The organism is Saccharopolyspora taberi (assembly GCF_039534165.1).
In the GTDB taxonomy this organism is placed as follows: Bacteria; Actinomycetota; Actinomycetes; order Mycobacteriales; family Pseudonocardiaceae; genus Saccharopolyspora_D; species Saccharopolyspora_D taberi.
The window spans coordinates 310,412-325,979 of record NZ_BAAAUX010000019.1 but is presented as its reverse complement, the minus strand read 5'-3'; the positions used below and the strand labels follow the sequence as shown (position 1 = coordinate 325,979).

Below are 15,568 nucleotides of genomic sequence, written 5' to 3'. Positions count from 1 at the left end.
TCATCGCTCTGCGCGGCGGTCTTCTTCCTTGTCCTCGGCGAACATCTCCGTCAGCCGACGCTGGACCTCGGGGGAAGCGCCGGTGACGGTCAGCTCCTGGCCGTCGGCCTTCTTGATCGTCACCGAGCGGCTCGCGGAGCGGTTGATCAGCGCGGTGATGACCTGCGTGACCGCGGCGCCCGTCCCGCCGGAGAGAGTGCCGGTGACGATCAGCTCGGCGAGCTGCGCCCCGACCCCGGACTTGCTGTCCGGCGGGGCGTCCTCCCTCGAGCGCCGCACCTCGATCCCCCGGACCGAGCGGAGATCCCGCATCAGCTGGTCGTGCATCTGATGCAACCGCTGCGGCGAAACGGTCGGCTCCTCGATGTTGATCCTGGCCTCGATCATCGCCCACCCCCAGCTCGTCCAGAATTCGCCGGACCATATATACCAAACAGCACCCCCGGCCTGGTCTCGCTTCGATCATGTTCGGAGGAAGATTGCCGCGCTACCGCAAGATCCACGATTTCAGGCTCGGTGCGTCGGCTGCGGTCAGTGCCAGGCTTTTGGTCTGTGCGCCCGTCGACAGGGCACACCGCCGCGCGACGTCGAGGCGCATGGTGATCGACTGGCCCGCCGCCGTAGAGCCATCCGCGCCGACTTCCTCACCGCTGCCGCTCCTGCTACAGCAGGTCGTGGATCCGAATTGGCAGGTCGCGGATCCGGCGGCCGGTGGCGTGGTGAACGGCGTTGGTGATCGCCGCGCCTACACCGATCGCGCTCAGCTCGCCGATGCCCTTGGCGCCGATCGGGCTGGCATGCCGGTCGTCGTCGAGGAACGTGATGTCGATGTCGCCGATGTCGGCGTTCACCGGGACGATGTAGCCCGCCAGGTTCTTCGACAGGAAGCGTCCGCGGCCCGGCTCCAGCACCGATTTCTCCAGCACCGCCTGCCCCCAGCCCCAGACGATGCCGCCGATCGCCTGGCTCCGGGCGGTCAGCGGGCTGAGGACGCGCCCGGCGCCGTAGACGGCCGTGCAGCGGCCCATCCGCACCAGGCCGAGATCGGGGTCCACCCGCACCTCGGCGAAGACGGCTCCGTAGGCGTTGACGGAGTGGTCCTTCCAGCGGGCGGCGTCCTCGTCGGGGTCCCAGCGTCCCTCGACCTCCAGGTAGTCGATCCCGGCGGTGCGAAGGCCCGCGGCGCCGCCTGCCGCGGTGAGCTTGTCGCCCAGCTCGGTCGCGGCGATGTGCACCGCCGAGCCGAGACTCATCGCCGACATCGAGCCGATCGCGGGGCTGCCGGGGGGTTGTGCGGTGTCGCCGTGTTCGATCCCCACTCGCGCGGGTGCGATTCCCAGCACCTCGCCCGCGACCGCCTGGATCACGGCCGGGGTGCCGGTGCCGATCTCCTGGATCCCGGTTTCCACCACGAACCGGCCGTCGGCGTGCGCCCGCATCCGGACGGTGGAGGCGGCGCGGTTGGTCTCTCGGGTCACGGCGGCCACGCCCCAGCCGACGAGGTCGTTGCCGTCCCGCATCGAGCCCGGCTCGGGCGTCCGGCGCTCCCAGCCGAAGCGGCGCGCGCCCTCGCGCAGGCAGTCGGCCAGCGTCCGGCTCGAAAACGGCTTGCCCGTCGTCGGGTCCACCTCGGGCTCGTTGCACAGCCGCAGCTCGACCGGGTCGATGCCCGACGCGCAGGCCAGCTCGTCCATCGCTGACTCCAGCGCGAACAGGCCCAAGCCCTCGGCGGGCGAGCGCATCGCGGTCGGGTTCGGCCGGTCGACCTGCTGCACCCGGATCCGGGTCTGGATGGCCGGGGAGGCGTAGAGCCAGCCGGCGGCGACCGGCGCGCCCTCGCAGAAGTGGCCCTCGCCGCGGGCGGTGGCGTTGACGGCGTGGTGCCGCACGGCGGTGAGCCGCCCGTTCGCGGTCGCGCCCAGCGTGATCTCCTGGCGGGTAGCCGGCTGATGACCGTTCAGGGTGAACATCTGCGCCCGGGTCGAGGTGAGCCGGACCGGACGGCCCACCGCCTTGGCGGCGGCTGCGGCCAGGGTGGTGTTCGGCCAAACGTATCCCTTGCACCCGAAGCCGCCTCCGACGTAGGGGCAGACCACCCGCACCTGTTCCGGATCCAGGCCGAAGAGCCCCGCGAGCGTTTGCTGGGTCAGCGTCAGCGTCTGCACGGAGGAATGCACCGTGAGCCGGTCGCCGTCCCACTCGGCCAGCGTCGACGACGGCTCGATCGGGTTGTGGTGCCGGTCGGAGGTGGTGTACCTGGCCGACACCACCGTCTCGGCGGCGGCCAGGCCCGCCTCCACGTCGCCCGTGCGGTGGTCGGTGGGCCAGAGGACGTGTCCGCTGTCGGGTGGCACCGGCTCGGCCTGACCGAACATCAGCGGCTCGGTGACGTCGGCGTACTCGGCGGTGACCAGGTTCGCGGCATGGACGGCCTGCTCCCATGTAGCGGCCAGCACGATCGCGATCGGGTCACCCTCGTACCGCACCGCGTCGTCCTGCATGGGCAGCGCAGCGTGCCCCAGCGGGGGCGAGGACTGCGGCCGCAGCCGCGGCAGGTCGGCGGCGGTAAGCACGGCCGCCACCCCGGGCGCTTTCTCGGCCGCGGCCGTGTGCAGGGCCGCCACCCGACCTGTTGGGACGGACGCGCCGACCAGCGCCGCGGCGAGCGCGCCCGGTGCGGGGACGTCCGCGGCGTACTGCGCATGCCCGGTCAACTTGGCCGGGCCCTCGGGGCGCAGCGGGCCCGTCGGCTGCGTTGTGGTGGTCATTGCACTCCTCCCGCGGTCCGCAGAGCCCGGACGGCGGCGCGCTGCGCCAGCTCTACCTTGAACTTGTTGCCCGGCAGCGGGCGCGCGTCGGTGAACGAGCGCGCCACCGCGGCCCGTAGCCCGGCCGGGTCGTCGAGAGCGATCCCGGCCAGGGCCTGCTCGGCGGCAGGCAGCCGCCAGGGGCGGTGCGCGACGCCGCCCAGCGCGATCCGCGCGTCGCCGATCACGCCGTCCTCCGCATGCAGCGTCACTGCGGCCGACACCACTGCGAACTCGTACGACGCCCGCTCGCGGACCTTGAGGTAGTGCGAGGCGCCGGGCGCAGCGGGCACGTCCACCGCGACGATCAGCTCGTCCGGGGCCAGCTCGTTGTGGCGGGCGGGCTCGGTGCCGGGCAGCCGGTGGAAGCCGGTGGCCGGGATGCGGCGTACGCCCCGCTCGCCGACGGCCGTGACGGTGGCGTCCAGTGCGGCGAGCGCCACCGCGAGGTCGGAGGGGAAGGTTGCGGCGCAGTCGTTGCTCCACCCGAAGATCGCGTGGGAGCTGGTGTCACCACCGTCGAGCGCGGCGCATCCCGAGCCGGGCAGCCGCTTGTTGCAGGGCAGTTCAACGTCGGCCCGGAAGTAGGGACAGCGGGTGCGCTGCATCAGGTTGCCGCCGATGGTGGCCATGTTGCGCAGCTGCGCGGACGCGGCCCTGTGCAGGGACTCGGCGAGTACCGGGAAGCGGTCGCGCACCGTCGGGTGGGCGGCCACGTCGCTCATCCGCGCCAGCGCCCCGAGCCGAAGTCCGCCGTCGTCCGAGACGTCGATTCCGGCGAGGGGGAGGCCTGTGATGTCGACCAGGCGGGCCGGGGTCTCGATGCCCTCCTTGAGCCAGTTGACCAGTTCGGTGCCGCAGGCGATGAGCCGGGTGCCGGGATCGCGGAGCGCGCCGAGTGCCTCATCGACCGTGGCCGCCCGGGCGTAGGTGAACGGCCTCAACGATCCGTCCTCTCGTCGTCGGCGCCGGGCCGCATGGCAGCGGCCGCCGCAGAGACGGCCGACACGATCTGCGGGTAGGCCGCGCAGCGGCAGATGTTGCCGCTCATCCACTCCTTGATCTCCGTGTCGGTCGAGGCGTGGCCCTCGTTGATGCAGCCCACGGCAGACATCACCTGCCCGGCCGTGCAGAAGCCGCACTGGAACGCGTCGGTCTCCCAGAACGCGTGCTGCAAAGGGTGCAGTTCTCCGTCCGGGGCGAGCCCTTCGATGGTGGTGACCTCGGCCCCCTGCGCGCCGACGGCGAGCGTCAGGCAGGACAGCACCCTACGGCCGTCGATCAGCACGGTGCAGGCGCCGCACTCGCCGCGGTCGCAGCCCTTCTTGGTGCCGGTCAAGGAGAGCCGGTCCCGCAGCGCGTCCAGTAGCGTCGTGCGCGGGTCGACGGCGAACCGCTGAGCGGTTCCGTTGACCTTTAATGACCTGCTCTATCAACGGTGCGTGAGACTCACCAGTCAGATTCATGTCAGTGTCGTTGACCGATTCGATCAGCTGACCGAACTTTCGATGCCGAGCTGAGCGAGATCCTCTCGAATACCTTTGAGGTGAACCGTTTGTCGGAGATGAGCAGAATTCCTTCGCGCCCGGCGATCAGCTTTGCCCCGACCTCCAGCATTGCTGCCAGGACCTCGCGCTCGCCGATCTTCGCTCAGTGCTGGCCGGCCATGCCTCGGCCGTGGTGGGCGGTGGTGGCGGACGGAAGGGCGGCGGCCCCGAGGATCACAGCCAGTGCTCCGAGGACCCACGCGCTGCCCGCAGACGCCGGCTCTGCGCTGTAGCCCACGATCCAGGGTGAGATCACCAAGAGCGCCCCCAACGCCATGTGCACCCACTCACTGGTCAGCGATCCCGGTTTGACCAGCGACCAGATCGCCGACGCGGTCAGCAGCACGCCCAGGACGATCAGGGATGCGGTCGCTGCGGCCGAGGCCGCGGCCCACAGGGGTGAGAGCACCGCGAGCACTCCCACTGCCACGACCAGCCAGTCCTGCCATCGAGTCCATTGCTTGACCATCACGGCCACCTCCCCGGGCAACACTGCTACCCCCATCGTCCGCTCGGCGGCGGTGTGGCGCACCCCCGTCGGCAGACGCGGAGCGGGAGCGGGTACCCCGGCCGCTCGCGAACCCTCGCAATCGCCCTGATCAAGGACATTCGGCGTAGTCTGAGATCAACGAGGTTCTCGGCAACGTGAGCAGTCCAGCTCCACAGTCCCGGGGGTCAGTACCGGTCGTTGATCGACCGGGAAGGAGTTCCACCATGGGACCCGACCAGCCGCGCCCGAGCACCGCTCCGCGCTTCACGCTCAAGCCGACAACGAGCACGCGAGGATTCGTCGACGGCGCCTGGTGGCCGCGCTCGATGAACCCAGCAACCGAGTTCACGTCGCTGCTCACCGCACTCACCGCCACCTCGGGGCCGATGACCCGGCTCGCCTACAACCCGACCGGGTGGGAACCGGCCACCAGAAAACTCCGCGTCAACGGACGGCAGGTACGCCTCGAAGGGTTCCACGCGCTCGATCAGCGCACGGTCAGCCTGACGGACCCGAGCGGCCACCGCATGGTCCTGTTGCTCATCCCCGTGGAAACGACCGAACTTCGCGGGAACGCGGTCCTGGCCAAGGCGTCCGAACAAGACAGCGCCGCCTCGCCCCACGACCTGCTGGCTGATGACCCGACGCCAACCGAGGAATCACCGGAAGCCCGTTGGGAAACCGACGGCGGCCACCTGCTCACCGGCCGATAGACCCGCTCGGCGGAGGAACAGATCCTCGGTCTGGTACCGCAACGGCAGTTATGTGAGTGGGTAGCCGCGTCGATGGGCGACTTCGGTCGTCGCGGGCGTGGGCCGCCTGGATCCGCTGGTACGCCTCTGATCGGGTGAACGAGGTGGGCCTATGACCGCCACGGGAACCGAGAGCACCGTCAACCGCCTCGGTTGGCGGTTGACGGTGCTCCGGCGCAGGCCACGCACGTTCGTGCGGCGAGGGAGAGCGTCGTAGCTCACGCTGGAGGCGGTCCGCGGGCAGTGGTGAGCATGGCGACGCTTCGGCCGGCCCCACCAGGATTCGCAGGACACAGGAGGTTCTCCGCGGAATGGGGGCAGCCACATGATCACGACGCTCGCCGAGCAGGACGACTTGACGCTCGCGCCCGGCTTCTTCGAAGCCATCAGTCGCGGTGTTGGTGCGATCCTGCTCTACGCGCTCGTCGGCCTGGCGCTGATGATCATCGGTTTCTACGCCATAGACGTGACCACACCGGGTCGGTTGAGCCGCTTGGTGCGGGAAGGAGCGCCCAACGCGGTCGTGGTGACCGCGCTGGGTTTGGTGAGCATGGCGCTGATCGTCGTGGTGGCGATCTACTCCACTTCCGGCCGCCTGCTCGAAGGACTGCTCACGTCGATGATCTTCGGCCTGGTAGGAATCGCCGTGCAGGTCCTCGCGGTCAGGCTGCTTGAGCGGATTATTGGCATCGACATCGGTCTTGTGCTGAAGGCCGAGCGGTTCTCCCCGGTCAGCCTGATCGTCGGGGCCGGGCACTTCGCCCTGGGACTCGTGGTCGCCGTCGCGGTGAGCTGAACAAGCCAGCCGACGGAGCTGCTTCGCGCGGGCTATCGAGGCGACCGTAGCGGACACCGAGTGGTCCGCTGCTGGTTACGAAATAAGGGCCTCCGCAGCCGCGGAGGCCCTTACCGGAACGCCAGCTCGAGTTTGACGAGCGTCTTTCGCACTTCTGAACTCCGCCTGCTCCAGAACTTCCGGCAGGGCTCAGGACTACGAACGTCCTTGAGTTGGACCATGCGTTCCTTCGGGGCTGTCGTGCCATCGCCCCTTCGGTTTACCGACCCTCTCGATCGATTCACCGCACTCTTAGTACACGCCTATTGAGGGCAAAAGTCAATGAACCGAGTCGTCTGAGCTGCTGAAACTTTATTGAGGACACCACCTAGGGAACGCCGGCACAGGCTGCCCGCGCGGAAGGGGAGTCCGAGCCTGCGGAGGTCCTTTGTGGTCTCCACCGGACCACGTCGCGCTCGATGGTCTGCGTCCCACATCGCGGTGGTGGTTTGACTGCGCACGTGATCACGTGTGTCGTGAGCGCTATGACCGAACCCCGCAGCATCCTGATCACGGCTGGCGAGCTTGCGGAAGAGCTGGACTCGCCGAATCCGCCGGTGGTGCTGGACGTCCGGTGGGCGTTAGGCGATCCCGATGGCCACCGCCACTACATTGCCGGACACGTGCCCGGAGCCGCCTTCGTCGATCTGGACGCGGAACTGGCGGCCGAACCTTCCGCGCTCGAAGGCCGCCATCCGATCCCGGATCCGGGCGACCTGCAGGACGCAGCTCGACGATGGGGCGTTCGCAACGGTAGTGCGGTGGTCGTCTACGACGACGCCGGAAATCTCGCCGCAGCGCGCGCCTGGTGGCTGCTGCGCTGGGGAGGGGTGGCCGACGTCCGGTTGCTGGACGGTGGTCTGAAGGCGTGGCGGGAAGAGGGGCGCCGCCTCGAAAGCGGGCCGGCGCCGGAGGTTCCCGCGGGGGACGTGGTGATCGAGCCGGGACACCTGCCGACTCTGACCGCCGACGAGGCAGCGGCCTTTCCCGGCGACGGCGTGCTTCTCGACGCCCGCGCCGCCGAGCGCTACCGGGGCGAGGCGGAACCTATCGACCCCCGCGCCGGGCACATCCCCGCTGCGCTGAGCGCACCCACCGGCGACAACCTCGCAGCCGACGGTCGATTCCGCTCCCCGGCCGAGCTGGCCGACCGCTTCCGCGCGCTCGGGGCCGAGCCCGGTCGTCCGGTCGCCGTCTACTGCGGTTCCGGAGTCACGGCCGCGCACGAGGTCGCCGCGCTGGCGCTCGCCGGTGTGGACGCGGCGCTGTATCCGGGTTCCTGGTCGCAGTGGTCGGCCGATCCGAGCCGACCGGTGGCCACCGGGTCGGACCACCCGTAACCCGTCGGACGCTCAGCGTCCACACTGGACAGCTGGAGGCAGCCAAGGTACTCGGGCTGCCTCGGCTGCGGGCCGTGCGGCCCACGATCGCACCCGAGCTTTTCCGCAGCGCGACGCCCGATTCCTCAAGGCACCGCCGCTGTCCCGAAGCCTGCGGGGACTGAGTCGAGGAGTGTCCTGGTGTAGGGCTCGCGGGGGTCGTCGAAGACGGTCCCGACGGGGCCGCTTTCCACGATCCGCCCCCGGTGCATGACCGAGACGGTGTGCGCGAGCTGGCGCACGAGCGCCAGATCGTGCGAGACGAACACGTATGTCAGACCGAGCTCCGCCTGCAGCGACAGCAGTACCTCGACGATCCCGGCCTGGACGCTGACGTCGAGCGCCGAGGTCGGCTCGTCGAGCACGATCACGTCCGGTCTGAGCACCAGCGACCGGGCGATCGCGACCCGCTGGCGCTGGCCGCCCGAGAGGGCGGCGGGCCTGCGGGAGAGCAGGTCCTCGTCCAGCCCGACGGAGTCGAGCGCCTCGCGCACGCGCTCGCTGCGCTCCTGGCGGGTCCCGACGCGGTGGCGGTCGAGCGGTTCCCGCACCAGGCGCTCGACCTTCCACGTGGGATCCAGCGAGGTGAAGGGGTTCTGGTAGACCAGCTGCAGGTGCCTGCGGGCCAGCTTCAACAACGCGTGCGACCTGCCGGACACCTCCTCGCCGGCCACCCGGATGCTGCCGGCATCGGGCTCCTCGAGTCCGAGCAACAGCCGGATGGTGGTCGTCTTCCCCGAGCCGGACTCGCCGACCAGCGCGTGGGTGGTGCCCGCCTCAACGGCGAACGACACGTCGTCGACGGCGGTCAGCGCCTCGCCCTCGACGGTGTAGGTCTTGGTCACCCCGCTCACCTCGATCTTGGGCCGCTCGCCTCCCGGGCGGTCCCCGCCGGCGTCGCGCAGGTGCCGGTAGCGGTCGGCGTTGAGCGCCGGGACGTCGGCGTGCAGGCGGCGGGTGTACTCCGACGCCGGTGACGAGAACACCGTCGCGGTACTGCCTGCCTCCTGCACGGTCCCTTCCTTGAGGACGACCAGGGAGTCCGCGCGCTCCGCCGCGATCGCCAGGTCGTGGGTGATCAGGAGAAGGCTGATGTCCAGGTCCCGCTGCAACCGCGACAGCAGGTCGAGGATGCGCTTCTGGATGGTGACGTCCAGCGCCGAGCTCGGCTCGTCGGCGACGATCAGTGCAGGCCGAGGCAGCACGGCCAGACCGATAAGGACGCGCTGCAGCATGCCCCCGGACAGCTGGTGCGGGTAGGAGTCGTAGACGCGGCGCGGGTCTTCCAGGCCCACCTGGGCGAAGGTCTCCAGGACCAGTTCCGTGCGCCTGGCCGCTCTCGGCTCGTCGAGGAGGGCAGCGGCCTCCTCGGCCTGGGCTCCGATCGTCCGCACCGCGTTGAGCGAGTTGCCCGGGTCCTGCGGCACGAACCCGATGCTGCGGCCGCGCAGTGGCCGGAAGCGCCGCTCGGGCAGCGACAGGACGTCGTGGCCGTCGAAGTCCACCAGGCCCTTCGCGTGCCCGATTCCCGGCGGCAGCAGGCGCAGCACCGAGCGGGCGATGGTCGACTTGCCCGAACCCGATTCGCCGATGAGCGCCAGGCTCTCGCCGCGCCGGAGACCGAAGCTCACGCCGTGGACGACCTGGTGGGTGCCGTAGGCGACCGAGAGGTCCTCGACCCGCAGCAGCGTGCCGGCGTGCCGGGTCGGGCTCGTGGGCGTCTCCACGCGGTCGAGGGTTTCGGTCAGTCGGTCTTGCGGAGCCATCGGCTGATCCTGTTCACGGAGAGGACGGTCGCGATCGTGACGAGAGCGGGGGCGTAGACCAGCCAGGGCGCCAGCGGGTAGTTCTTCCCCGTCGAGATGAGCAGACCCCAGTCGGAAGCCGGGGGCGGGTCGCCGTACCCGAGGAACGCAAGCCCGGCGATCACGAGGATCGACAGCCCGAACTGGAGCACGGCGAGCGTCAGCACCGAGCGGGAGGCGTTGGGCAGCACGTGGCGCAGGAGGATGTGCCACCGGGACCCGCCCTGGAGGTAGGACGCCTCGACGAAGACGGCGCGGCGCGTCTTCAGCACCTCCGACCTCATGACGCGGGCGAAGACGCCCACCGCCGAGACACCCGTGGCGATGGCGGCGTTGACCGTCTCGAAACCGAGCGAGCTGACGATGACGACCGCGAGCAGGAACGCCGGGATCGCGAGGAGCACATCGACCAGCCGGGCGAGCACGATGTCGACCCAGCCGCCCGCGAACCCCGCGACGAGTCCGATCAGACCGCCCGCCACGACACCGATGCCCACCGCGATCAGCGCGCTGGTCACCGAGGAGGCGGTGCCGTGCACGACGCGGGCGAACAGGTCGCGGCCCAGGTTGTCGGTGCCGAACCAGTGGGCGGTACCCGGCCCGAGGAACTTGTCGGACGGCACGCCGATCGCGGGGTCGTGGCCGGTGAACAGGCCGGGGGCGAGCGACCACGACAGCACGACCGCCACGACCGCGAACGACAGGATGACGGTGGGAGGAACCAGGCGGGCCTGCCCGCGGCGCACCACGGTTCGCGTGGATGCGGTGGTGGGAACACTCATGGCGCCACCACCGCGGTCCTGTCGCGCTGTACCGGCTGCGTGCCACCGAGCCGCACCCGCGGGTCGAGCAGCGGGTACACGAGGTCGGCGACGAGGTTGACGACGACGAAGACGACGGCCGCGAGCGTGACGACCGCCTGGAGCACCGGGAGGTCCTGCGTCGTGACGGAGCGTTGCACGAGGCTGCCGATGCCGGTGCGCCCGAAGATCGTCTCGGTGATCAGGGCGCCTCCGAGCAGTTCGCCGACGGTCAGCGCGACGACGGTGACGACTGGAAGCGAGGAGGGTTTGAGCAGGTGGCGCAGGAACAGCCGGGTCTGGCCGAGGCCGCGGGAGCGGGCGACCGAGGCGTACTCCTGGCGTGCCTCGTGGTCGAGGTTGGCGATGAGCACCTCGGCGACCTGGGCGGATACCGGGATGCCGAGCGCGACGGCGGCGAACAACGTCGCCAGCGGGGCCTCGGAGTCGATGACCCGGAAGAGCCCGAGCTGGAAGGAGAAGACGTTGATCAGCACCAGGCCGATCACGAAGTTCGGCACCGAGAGGAACAGGGAGGGGAAGGTCCGCAGCAGCCCCTGCCCGTAGCGCTTCGGCAGGTACTGCGTGCCGAGTCCGGTGGCAGCCGCCAGCACCAGGGACACCGCCAGCGCCGACGACGCGAGGACGAGCGTCGACGGGAGCACCTCGCCGATCAGCCGGGACACCGGAAGCCCCGATCGGAGGGAGACGCCGAGGTCGCCCACCAGGAACCGGGACAGCGCCTCCCACAGCTGCACGTGCACTGGGCGGTCGAGCCCGTAGTAGGCGACGATCCGGTTGATCTCGTCTTCGGTGAACCCGTTCTCCGGGTTGCGCAACGTGTTCGTCACCGGGTCGCCGGGCAGCACGCTGATCACGATGAAGGTGAACACGTACGCCAGCAGGATGACGACGATCGCCTGGAGAACGCGCCGCAGCGCGTAGTTCGCGTATTGCCGGTTCATGGCGTCGCCTTCAGCCGAGCCAGGCGGTGTAGTAGTTGGCGTAGGCGATGCCGTTGTAGGTCACGCCGCGCAGCCTCGGCGACTGCAGGTAGATCCGCTGCACGATCTGCGTGAGCGGCACGAAGTATCCCTGCTGGAGCACGTATCTCTGCAGTTCGTCGAGGGGCTTGGCGCGCTCGTCGACGCTCTTGGCTCCCGCCACCGCGGTACCGAGCCGGGCGAGCTCCCGGTCGCTCTGGCCGACGCCGAACCAGTCCTCGCCGTCGTTGGCGTCGGTGAGGATCCCGGCCACCGTGCCCGCGTCGATGAAGCTCCGCGTGACTTCGTAGGCGGGCACGTTCGGGTTGCCGACCTCGACCCGCTCGCCGTAGGTCACGACGTCGAACGCCTGGATGTTCACCTTGAAGCCGAGCTTGCCGAGCTGCTGGGCGAGGAGTTCGTCGACCGCCTTGGAGGTCGCCAGGTAGGGGTTCGGGTGCAGGGTCAGCTCCAGCGGCTTGCCGTCCTTGGCGCGGACGCCGTCGGGGCCCTTCGACCACCCCGCCTCGTCGAGGAGGCGGTTCGCCCGGTCGGCGTCGTAGGCGAAGTCGCCGCTGTGGTCGGTCGCGCCGGGAACGTTGCTCTGGAAGAGCGATTGGGCGGGAAGCCAGTCCTCGGTGTAGATCGTCGAGATGATCTCGGACCGGTTGATCCCGTGCTGCAGCGCCTGCCGGACCTTGATGTCGTTGAACGGCGCGACCTTGGTGTTGACCGCGAAACCGTTGACGAAGCCGAGGTAGCGCGGGGTCGCGACCGTGAGTCCCTGGTCCTTGAAGGACGAGAGTTCCTGCGGGGACGGGTTGTAGGCGACGTCGGCCTGGCCGGACTGGACGGAGGCCGTGCGCACTGACGGCTCGGCGACGACCTTGTAGGTGATCGAGTCCAAAAAGGCCGGTCCCTGGTGCTTGAGCGCCGCGGGGCCCCAGTTGTAGTCCTCGCGCTTCTTGAGGACGACGCTGTCGCCCTCCTTCCAGGAGTCGACGACGAACGGGCCGCTGCCGATGTCGTTGGCGAGGTCGGCCTGCTTGTCGGCGGGCAGCGCGATCGTTTTCGGCGACATCAGGATCGAGCCGTGGTAGCCCAGCGTCGGGATGAAGCCCAGCGTCGGAGCGTTGAAGAACACCTTGACCGTGGCCGGGTCCACGGCCTCGGCGTGGTCGTAGGTCTTCGGGAACAGGCCGATCGGGCTGATGCCTCGGCCGGGGTCGCCCTTGGCCCAGATGTCGAGGTTGGCGAGGACGGCCGAGGCGTCCAGCGGCGTGCCGTCGGAGAACGTGACGCCGTTCTTCAGGTGGAGCGTGAACTCCGTCGCCTCGGCGTTCTGCTCCCACCGCTGCGCGATCCACGGGCTGACCGCGCCGTTCTCGTCGACGTAGACGAGCTTGTCGGCGACGTGGCCCCAGATGTGTCCCTGGAAGCTTGAGATGGCGCTGTCGTTCGGGATCCAGCCGTCGCCGAGCGAGTCGATGAGGAAGGTGATGTCGCCGCCCGGCTTCGGCTCGCCGGAGCCGCCCGAGGTCGCTCCGCCCGGTGCGCAGGCGGCGAGGGCGACGACGGTTGCCAGGCCGACGATCACCCGGAACAGGCGGCCCGGAGGTCTGACGCGACGCGACGCGCGGGAGGTCTTCACGGAGCTTTCTCCTCGAAACGGGGGCGGAACGGCACGGAGTTCTGAGGTTCCGGCCGGGGGAGTGCGCCTGGATCAGCGCTGATTCGCCACGAATCTAGGAGCGGGCGCCGCGCGGGGTCCAAGATGAGTTGGAGATCGGATTCCATCGAGGAGTCTGATCCGGCGACGCTCGTTTCTCCGGCGTTCCCGCCCCTAGCATCGGGGCCGTGAGCCGGACGCAGGAGACCAGCGCGCACTGGGGGACCTACCTGGTCGAGGTGTCCGCCGATGGCCGTGATGTCGTCGCTGCCCGCGCGCACGCCGACGACCCCGACGCCGCGCCGGCGATCGGCAACGTCGTCGACGCCCACCGCCATCGCTCGCGCGTGGCGCGGCCCAGCGTGCGCCGCCGCTGGTTCGAGGGCGGCCCGAGTCCGGATGCCGGTCGCGGCGACCCCGCCGAGGAGTACGTCGAGGTCGGCTGGGACACCGCGCTCGACCTGGTCGCGCGCGAACTGGCGCGGGTCCGGGACGCGTTCGGCAACCAGGCGATCTTCGGCGGTTCCTACGGCTGGGGCAGCGCGGGCAGGCTGCACCACGCGCAGAGCCAGTTGCACCGGTTCCTCAACGTGATCGGCGGCTACACCCGCTCGGTCAACGACTACAGCCGCGGCGCCAGCATGGTGCTGCTGCCGCACCTCATCGGCCAGCGGGCGACGGCCGATCTGCGGTTCAAGCCCGTCTCCTGGGACGACATCGCCCGGCACACCGATCTGCTCGTCAGCTTCGGCGGTGTGCGCCGCTCGAACACCTGGGTGGTGCCCGGCGGGCACGCGCGCCACGTCGGGTCCGGGCTGGCGAGGGAGGCTGGCCGGACAACGCGGGTCGTGACCCTGTCGGCTCAGCGCGACGACGCCTTCGCCGACCTCGGCGCCGAGTGGTTGGGCGTCATGCCGGCGACCGACACCGCGGTCATGCTCGCCCTCGTCCACGTCCTCGTCGTCGACGGCCTTGCCGACGACGCGTTCCTCGCGACCCACACCGTCGGGGCCGACCAGGTGCGCCGGTACGTGCTCGGCGAGGCGGACGGGGTGCCCAAGACGCCCGAGTGGGCCGAGCGGATCAGCCGGACGCCGGCGAGCGCGATCCGGGAGCTCGCACACCGCATGGCTTCCGGGCGCACGCTGGTCAACGTCGTTTACTCCTTGCAGCGCGGCGAACGCGGTGAGCAGGCCCTCTTCGCCGGGCTCACGCTCGCGGCTTTCCTCGGCCAGATCGGCCTGCCCGGCGGCGGTTTCTCCCACGGCTTCGGGTCGATGGGCGACTACGGCGTGGGAATCGCCGGTGCGCGGCTCCCGACGTTCCCCCAAGGCAGGAACCCCGTGCCGGACTTCATCCCGTGCGCCCGGATCAGCGATCTGCTCCTGCGTCCCGGCGAGGAGATCCCGTACAACGGCGGGCGGCTGCGGCTCCCGGAGACGCGGCTCGCGTACTGGGCGGGCGGCAATCCGTTCCACCACCACCAGGATCTGCGGCGGCTCCGGCGAGCACTGGCCACATTGGACACCTTCGTGGTGCACGAGACGCATTGGACGCCGACCGCGCGTCACGCCGACGTGGTCCTTCCCGTCGCGAGCACGCTGGAGCGCGACGACGTGGCGGCGGGTGCGGGCGACAGCAGGCTGCGGGCGTCACCGTGCGCGGTGACGCCGCACGGCGACGCGCGGGAGGAGCTGTGGATCTACACGCGGCTGGCCACGAGGATCGGGGCGGATTTCGCAGAGGGCCTGGACTCGCGGCAGTGGTTGGAGCGGATCTACGAGGAGTGGCGCGGGAGACCTGGTTCGCCGCCTGCGCCGCCGTTCGAGGAGTTCTGGCGCGACGGCGACGTCGCACTGCCCCAGAACCCCTACCGCGACACGGTTTTCGCCGCCTTCCGCGATGATCCGGTGGCGCACCCGCTGGAGACGCCGAGCGGCCGGATCGAGCTGTTTTCGGGGACGGTGGCGGGTTTCGGCCTGCCCGACGTCGCCGGGCACGCGCAGTGGCGGGAGCCGACGCAGTGGTGGGGCTCGCCGCTGGCCGCGGAGTTCGACCTGCACCTGCTGTGCAACCAGCCGTCGCACCGGCTCCACAGCCAGCTGGACATGGGTGCCGCCAGCCAGTCGACCAAGGTCGCCGGTCGCGAGCCGTTGCGCCTGCACCCCGTCGACGCGGCCACGCGCGGTGTGGTCGACGGCGATGTCGTGCGGGTCCGCAGCGCTCAAGGGAGCCTGCTCGCCGGCGTCGTCGTCACCGACGCTCTGCTGCCCGGCGTGGCGCAGATGCACACCGGTGCCTGGTTCGACCCGAGTGCGCCGGAGGTCGCCGACTGCGTCAACGGTAGCGTGAACGTCCTCACCCGCGACGTCGGTACCTCGACGCTGAGCCAGGGCACGAGCGGCGCGCACGTGCTGGTGGCCGTCGAGAGGTATGACGGCCCCCTTCCACCGGTGCGGGCCTACGAGCCGCCGAAGCTGGTGCGTGAGCTGGCAGAGTAG

At 70.2% G+C, this 15,568-nt stretch carries 13 protein-coding genes and 1 pseudogene; 4 read left to right on the top strand and 10 right to left on the bottom strand.

Going from position 1 to position 15,568, the window contains the following annotated elements; genetic code table 11:
• The 6 genes and pseudogenes from ABD691_RS23250 to ABD691_RS23225 all read right to left on the bottom strand — a co-directional run bounded on the left by ABD691_RS23250 (position 1) and on the right by ABD691_RS23225 (position 4,823).
• On the bottom strand, positions 1 to 387 hold the full coding sequence (locus ABD691_RS23250; protein ID WP_344683048.1) for an effector-associated constant component EACC1: 387 nt from the start codon (positions 385 to 387) through the stop codon (positions 1 to 3).
• A gap of 275 nt (positions 388 to 662) precedes the next feature.
• Positions 663 to 2,768: a xanthine dehydrogenase family protein molybdopterin-binding subunit gene (locus ABD691_RS23245; protein WP_344683046.1), complete on the bottom strand. Its 2,106-nt coding sequence runs from the start codon at positions 2,766 to 2,768 to the stop codon at positions 663 to 665.
• The gene (locus ABD691_RS23240) at positions 2,765 to 3,751 is read right to left on the bottom strand and encodes an FAD binding domain-containing protein (RefSeq protein ID WP_344683044.1); all 987 of its coding nucleotides are present in this window, start codon (positions 3,749 to 3,751) and stop codon (positions 2,765 to 2,767) included. Before ABD691_RS23240 ends, ABD691_RS23245 begins: the two co-directional genes overlap by 4 nt.
• The gene (locus ABD691_RS23235) at positions 3,748 to 4,095 is read right to left on the bottom strand and encodes a (2Fe-2S)-binding protein (protein WP_344683508.1); all 348 of its coding nucleotides are present in this window, start codon (positions 4,093 to 4,095) and stop codon (positions 3,748 to 3,750) included. Before ABD691_RS23235 ends, ABD691_RS23240 begins: the two co-directional genes overlap by 4 nt.
• Positions 4,072 to 4,212 (bottom strand): annotated as a pseudogene (locus tag ABD691_RS23230) (2Fe-2S iron-sulfur cluster-binding protein); the annotation flags it as partial. The gene ABD691_RS23235 and the pseudogene ABD691_RS23230, both read right to left, overlap by 24 nt.
• Before the next feature lie 245 nt (positions 4,213 to 4,457).
• Positions 4,458 to 4,823: an SPW repeat protein gene (locus ABD691_RS23225; protein WP_344683043.1), complete on the bottom strand. Its 366-nt coding sequence runs from the start codon at positions 4,821 to 4,823 to the stop codon at positions 4,458 to 4,460.
• A 245-nt stretch (positions 4,824 to 5,068) separates the two neighbouring features.
• Here ABD691_RS23225 and ABD691_RS23220 point away from each other — a divergent pair, with 245 nt between their 5' ends.
• From ABD691_RS23220 to ABD691_RS23210, 3 genes are all read left to right on the top strand, one after another.
• On the top strand, positions 5,069 to 5,557 hold the full coding sequence (locus ABD691_RS23220) for a DUF5994 family protein (RefSeq protein ID WP_344683042.1): 489 nt from the start codon (positions 5,069 to 5,071) through the stop codon (positions 5,555 to 5,557).
• 364 nt (positions 5,558 to 5,921) lie between these two features.
• Positions 5,922 to 6,392 (top strand): DUF350 domain-containing protein, encoded by a 471-nt coding sequence (locus ABD691_RS23215; protein WP_344683040.1) that lies wholly within the window; start codon positions 5,922 to 5,924, stop codon positions 6,390 to 6,392.
• A 524-nt stretch (positions 6,393 to 6,916) separates the two neighbouring features.
• Complete coding sequence (locus ABD691_RS23210; RefSeq protein WP_344683038.1) at positions 6,917 to 7,771, top strand: sulfurtransferase; 855 nt, start codon at positions 6,917 to 6,919, stop codon at positions 7,769 to 7,771.
• 125 nt (positions 7,772 to 7,896) lie between these two features.
• Here the strand turns inward: ABD691_RS23210 and ABD691_RS23205 are convergent, their stop codons facing one another.
• From ABD691_RS23205 to ABD691_RS23190, 4 genes are read right to left on the bottom strand one after another with little or no spacing between them, the layout of a single operon-like run.
• A complete protein-coding gene (locus ABD691_RS23205; protein ID WP_344683037.1) occupies positions 7,897 to 9,576 on the bottom strand; it encodes a dipeptide ABC transporter ATP-binding protein in 1,680 nt (559 codons plus the stop codon).
• On the bottom strand, positions 9,555 to 10,397 hold the full coding sequence (locus tag ABD691_RS23200) for an ABC transporter permease (protein WP_344683035.1): 843 nt from the start codon (positions 10,395 to 10,397) through the stop codon (positions 9,555 to 9,557). Before ABD691_RS23200 ends, ABD691_RS23205 begins: the two co-directional genes overlap by 22 nt.
• Complete coding sequence (locus ABD691_RS23195) at positions 10,394 to 11,380, bottom strand: ABC transporter permease (protein ID WP_344683033.1); 987 nt, start codon at positions 11,378 to 11,380, stop codon at positions 10,394 to 10,396. The genes ABD691_RS23200 and ABD691_RS23195 overlap by 4 nt, the downstream gene beginning before the upstream one ends.
• 10 nt (positions 11,381 to 11,390) lie before the next feature.
• A complete protein-coding gene (locus ABD691_RS23190) occupies positions 11,391 to 13,049 on the bottom strand; it encodes an ABC transporter substrate-binding protein (RefSeq protein ID WP_344683031.1) in 1,659 nt (552 codons plus the stop codon).
• Positions 13,050 to 13,255: 206 nt separating this feature from the next.
• On the opposite strand from ABD691_RS23190, the gene ABD691_RS23185 reads away from it, so the two are divergent.
• Positions 13,256 to 15,568 (top strand): molybdopterin-dependent oxidoreductase, encoded by a 2,313-nt coding sequence (locus ABD691_RS23185; protein WP_344683029.1) that lies wholly within the window; start codon positions 13,256 to 13,258, stop codon positions 15,566 to 15,568.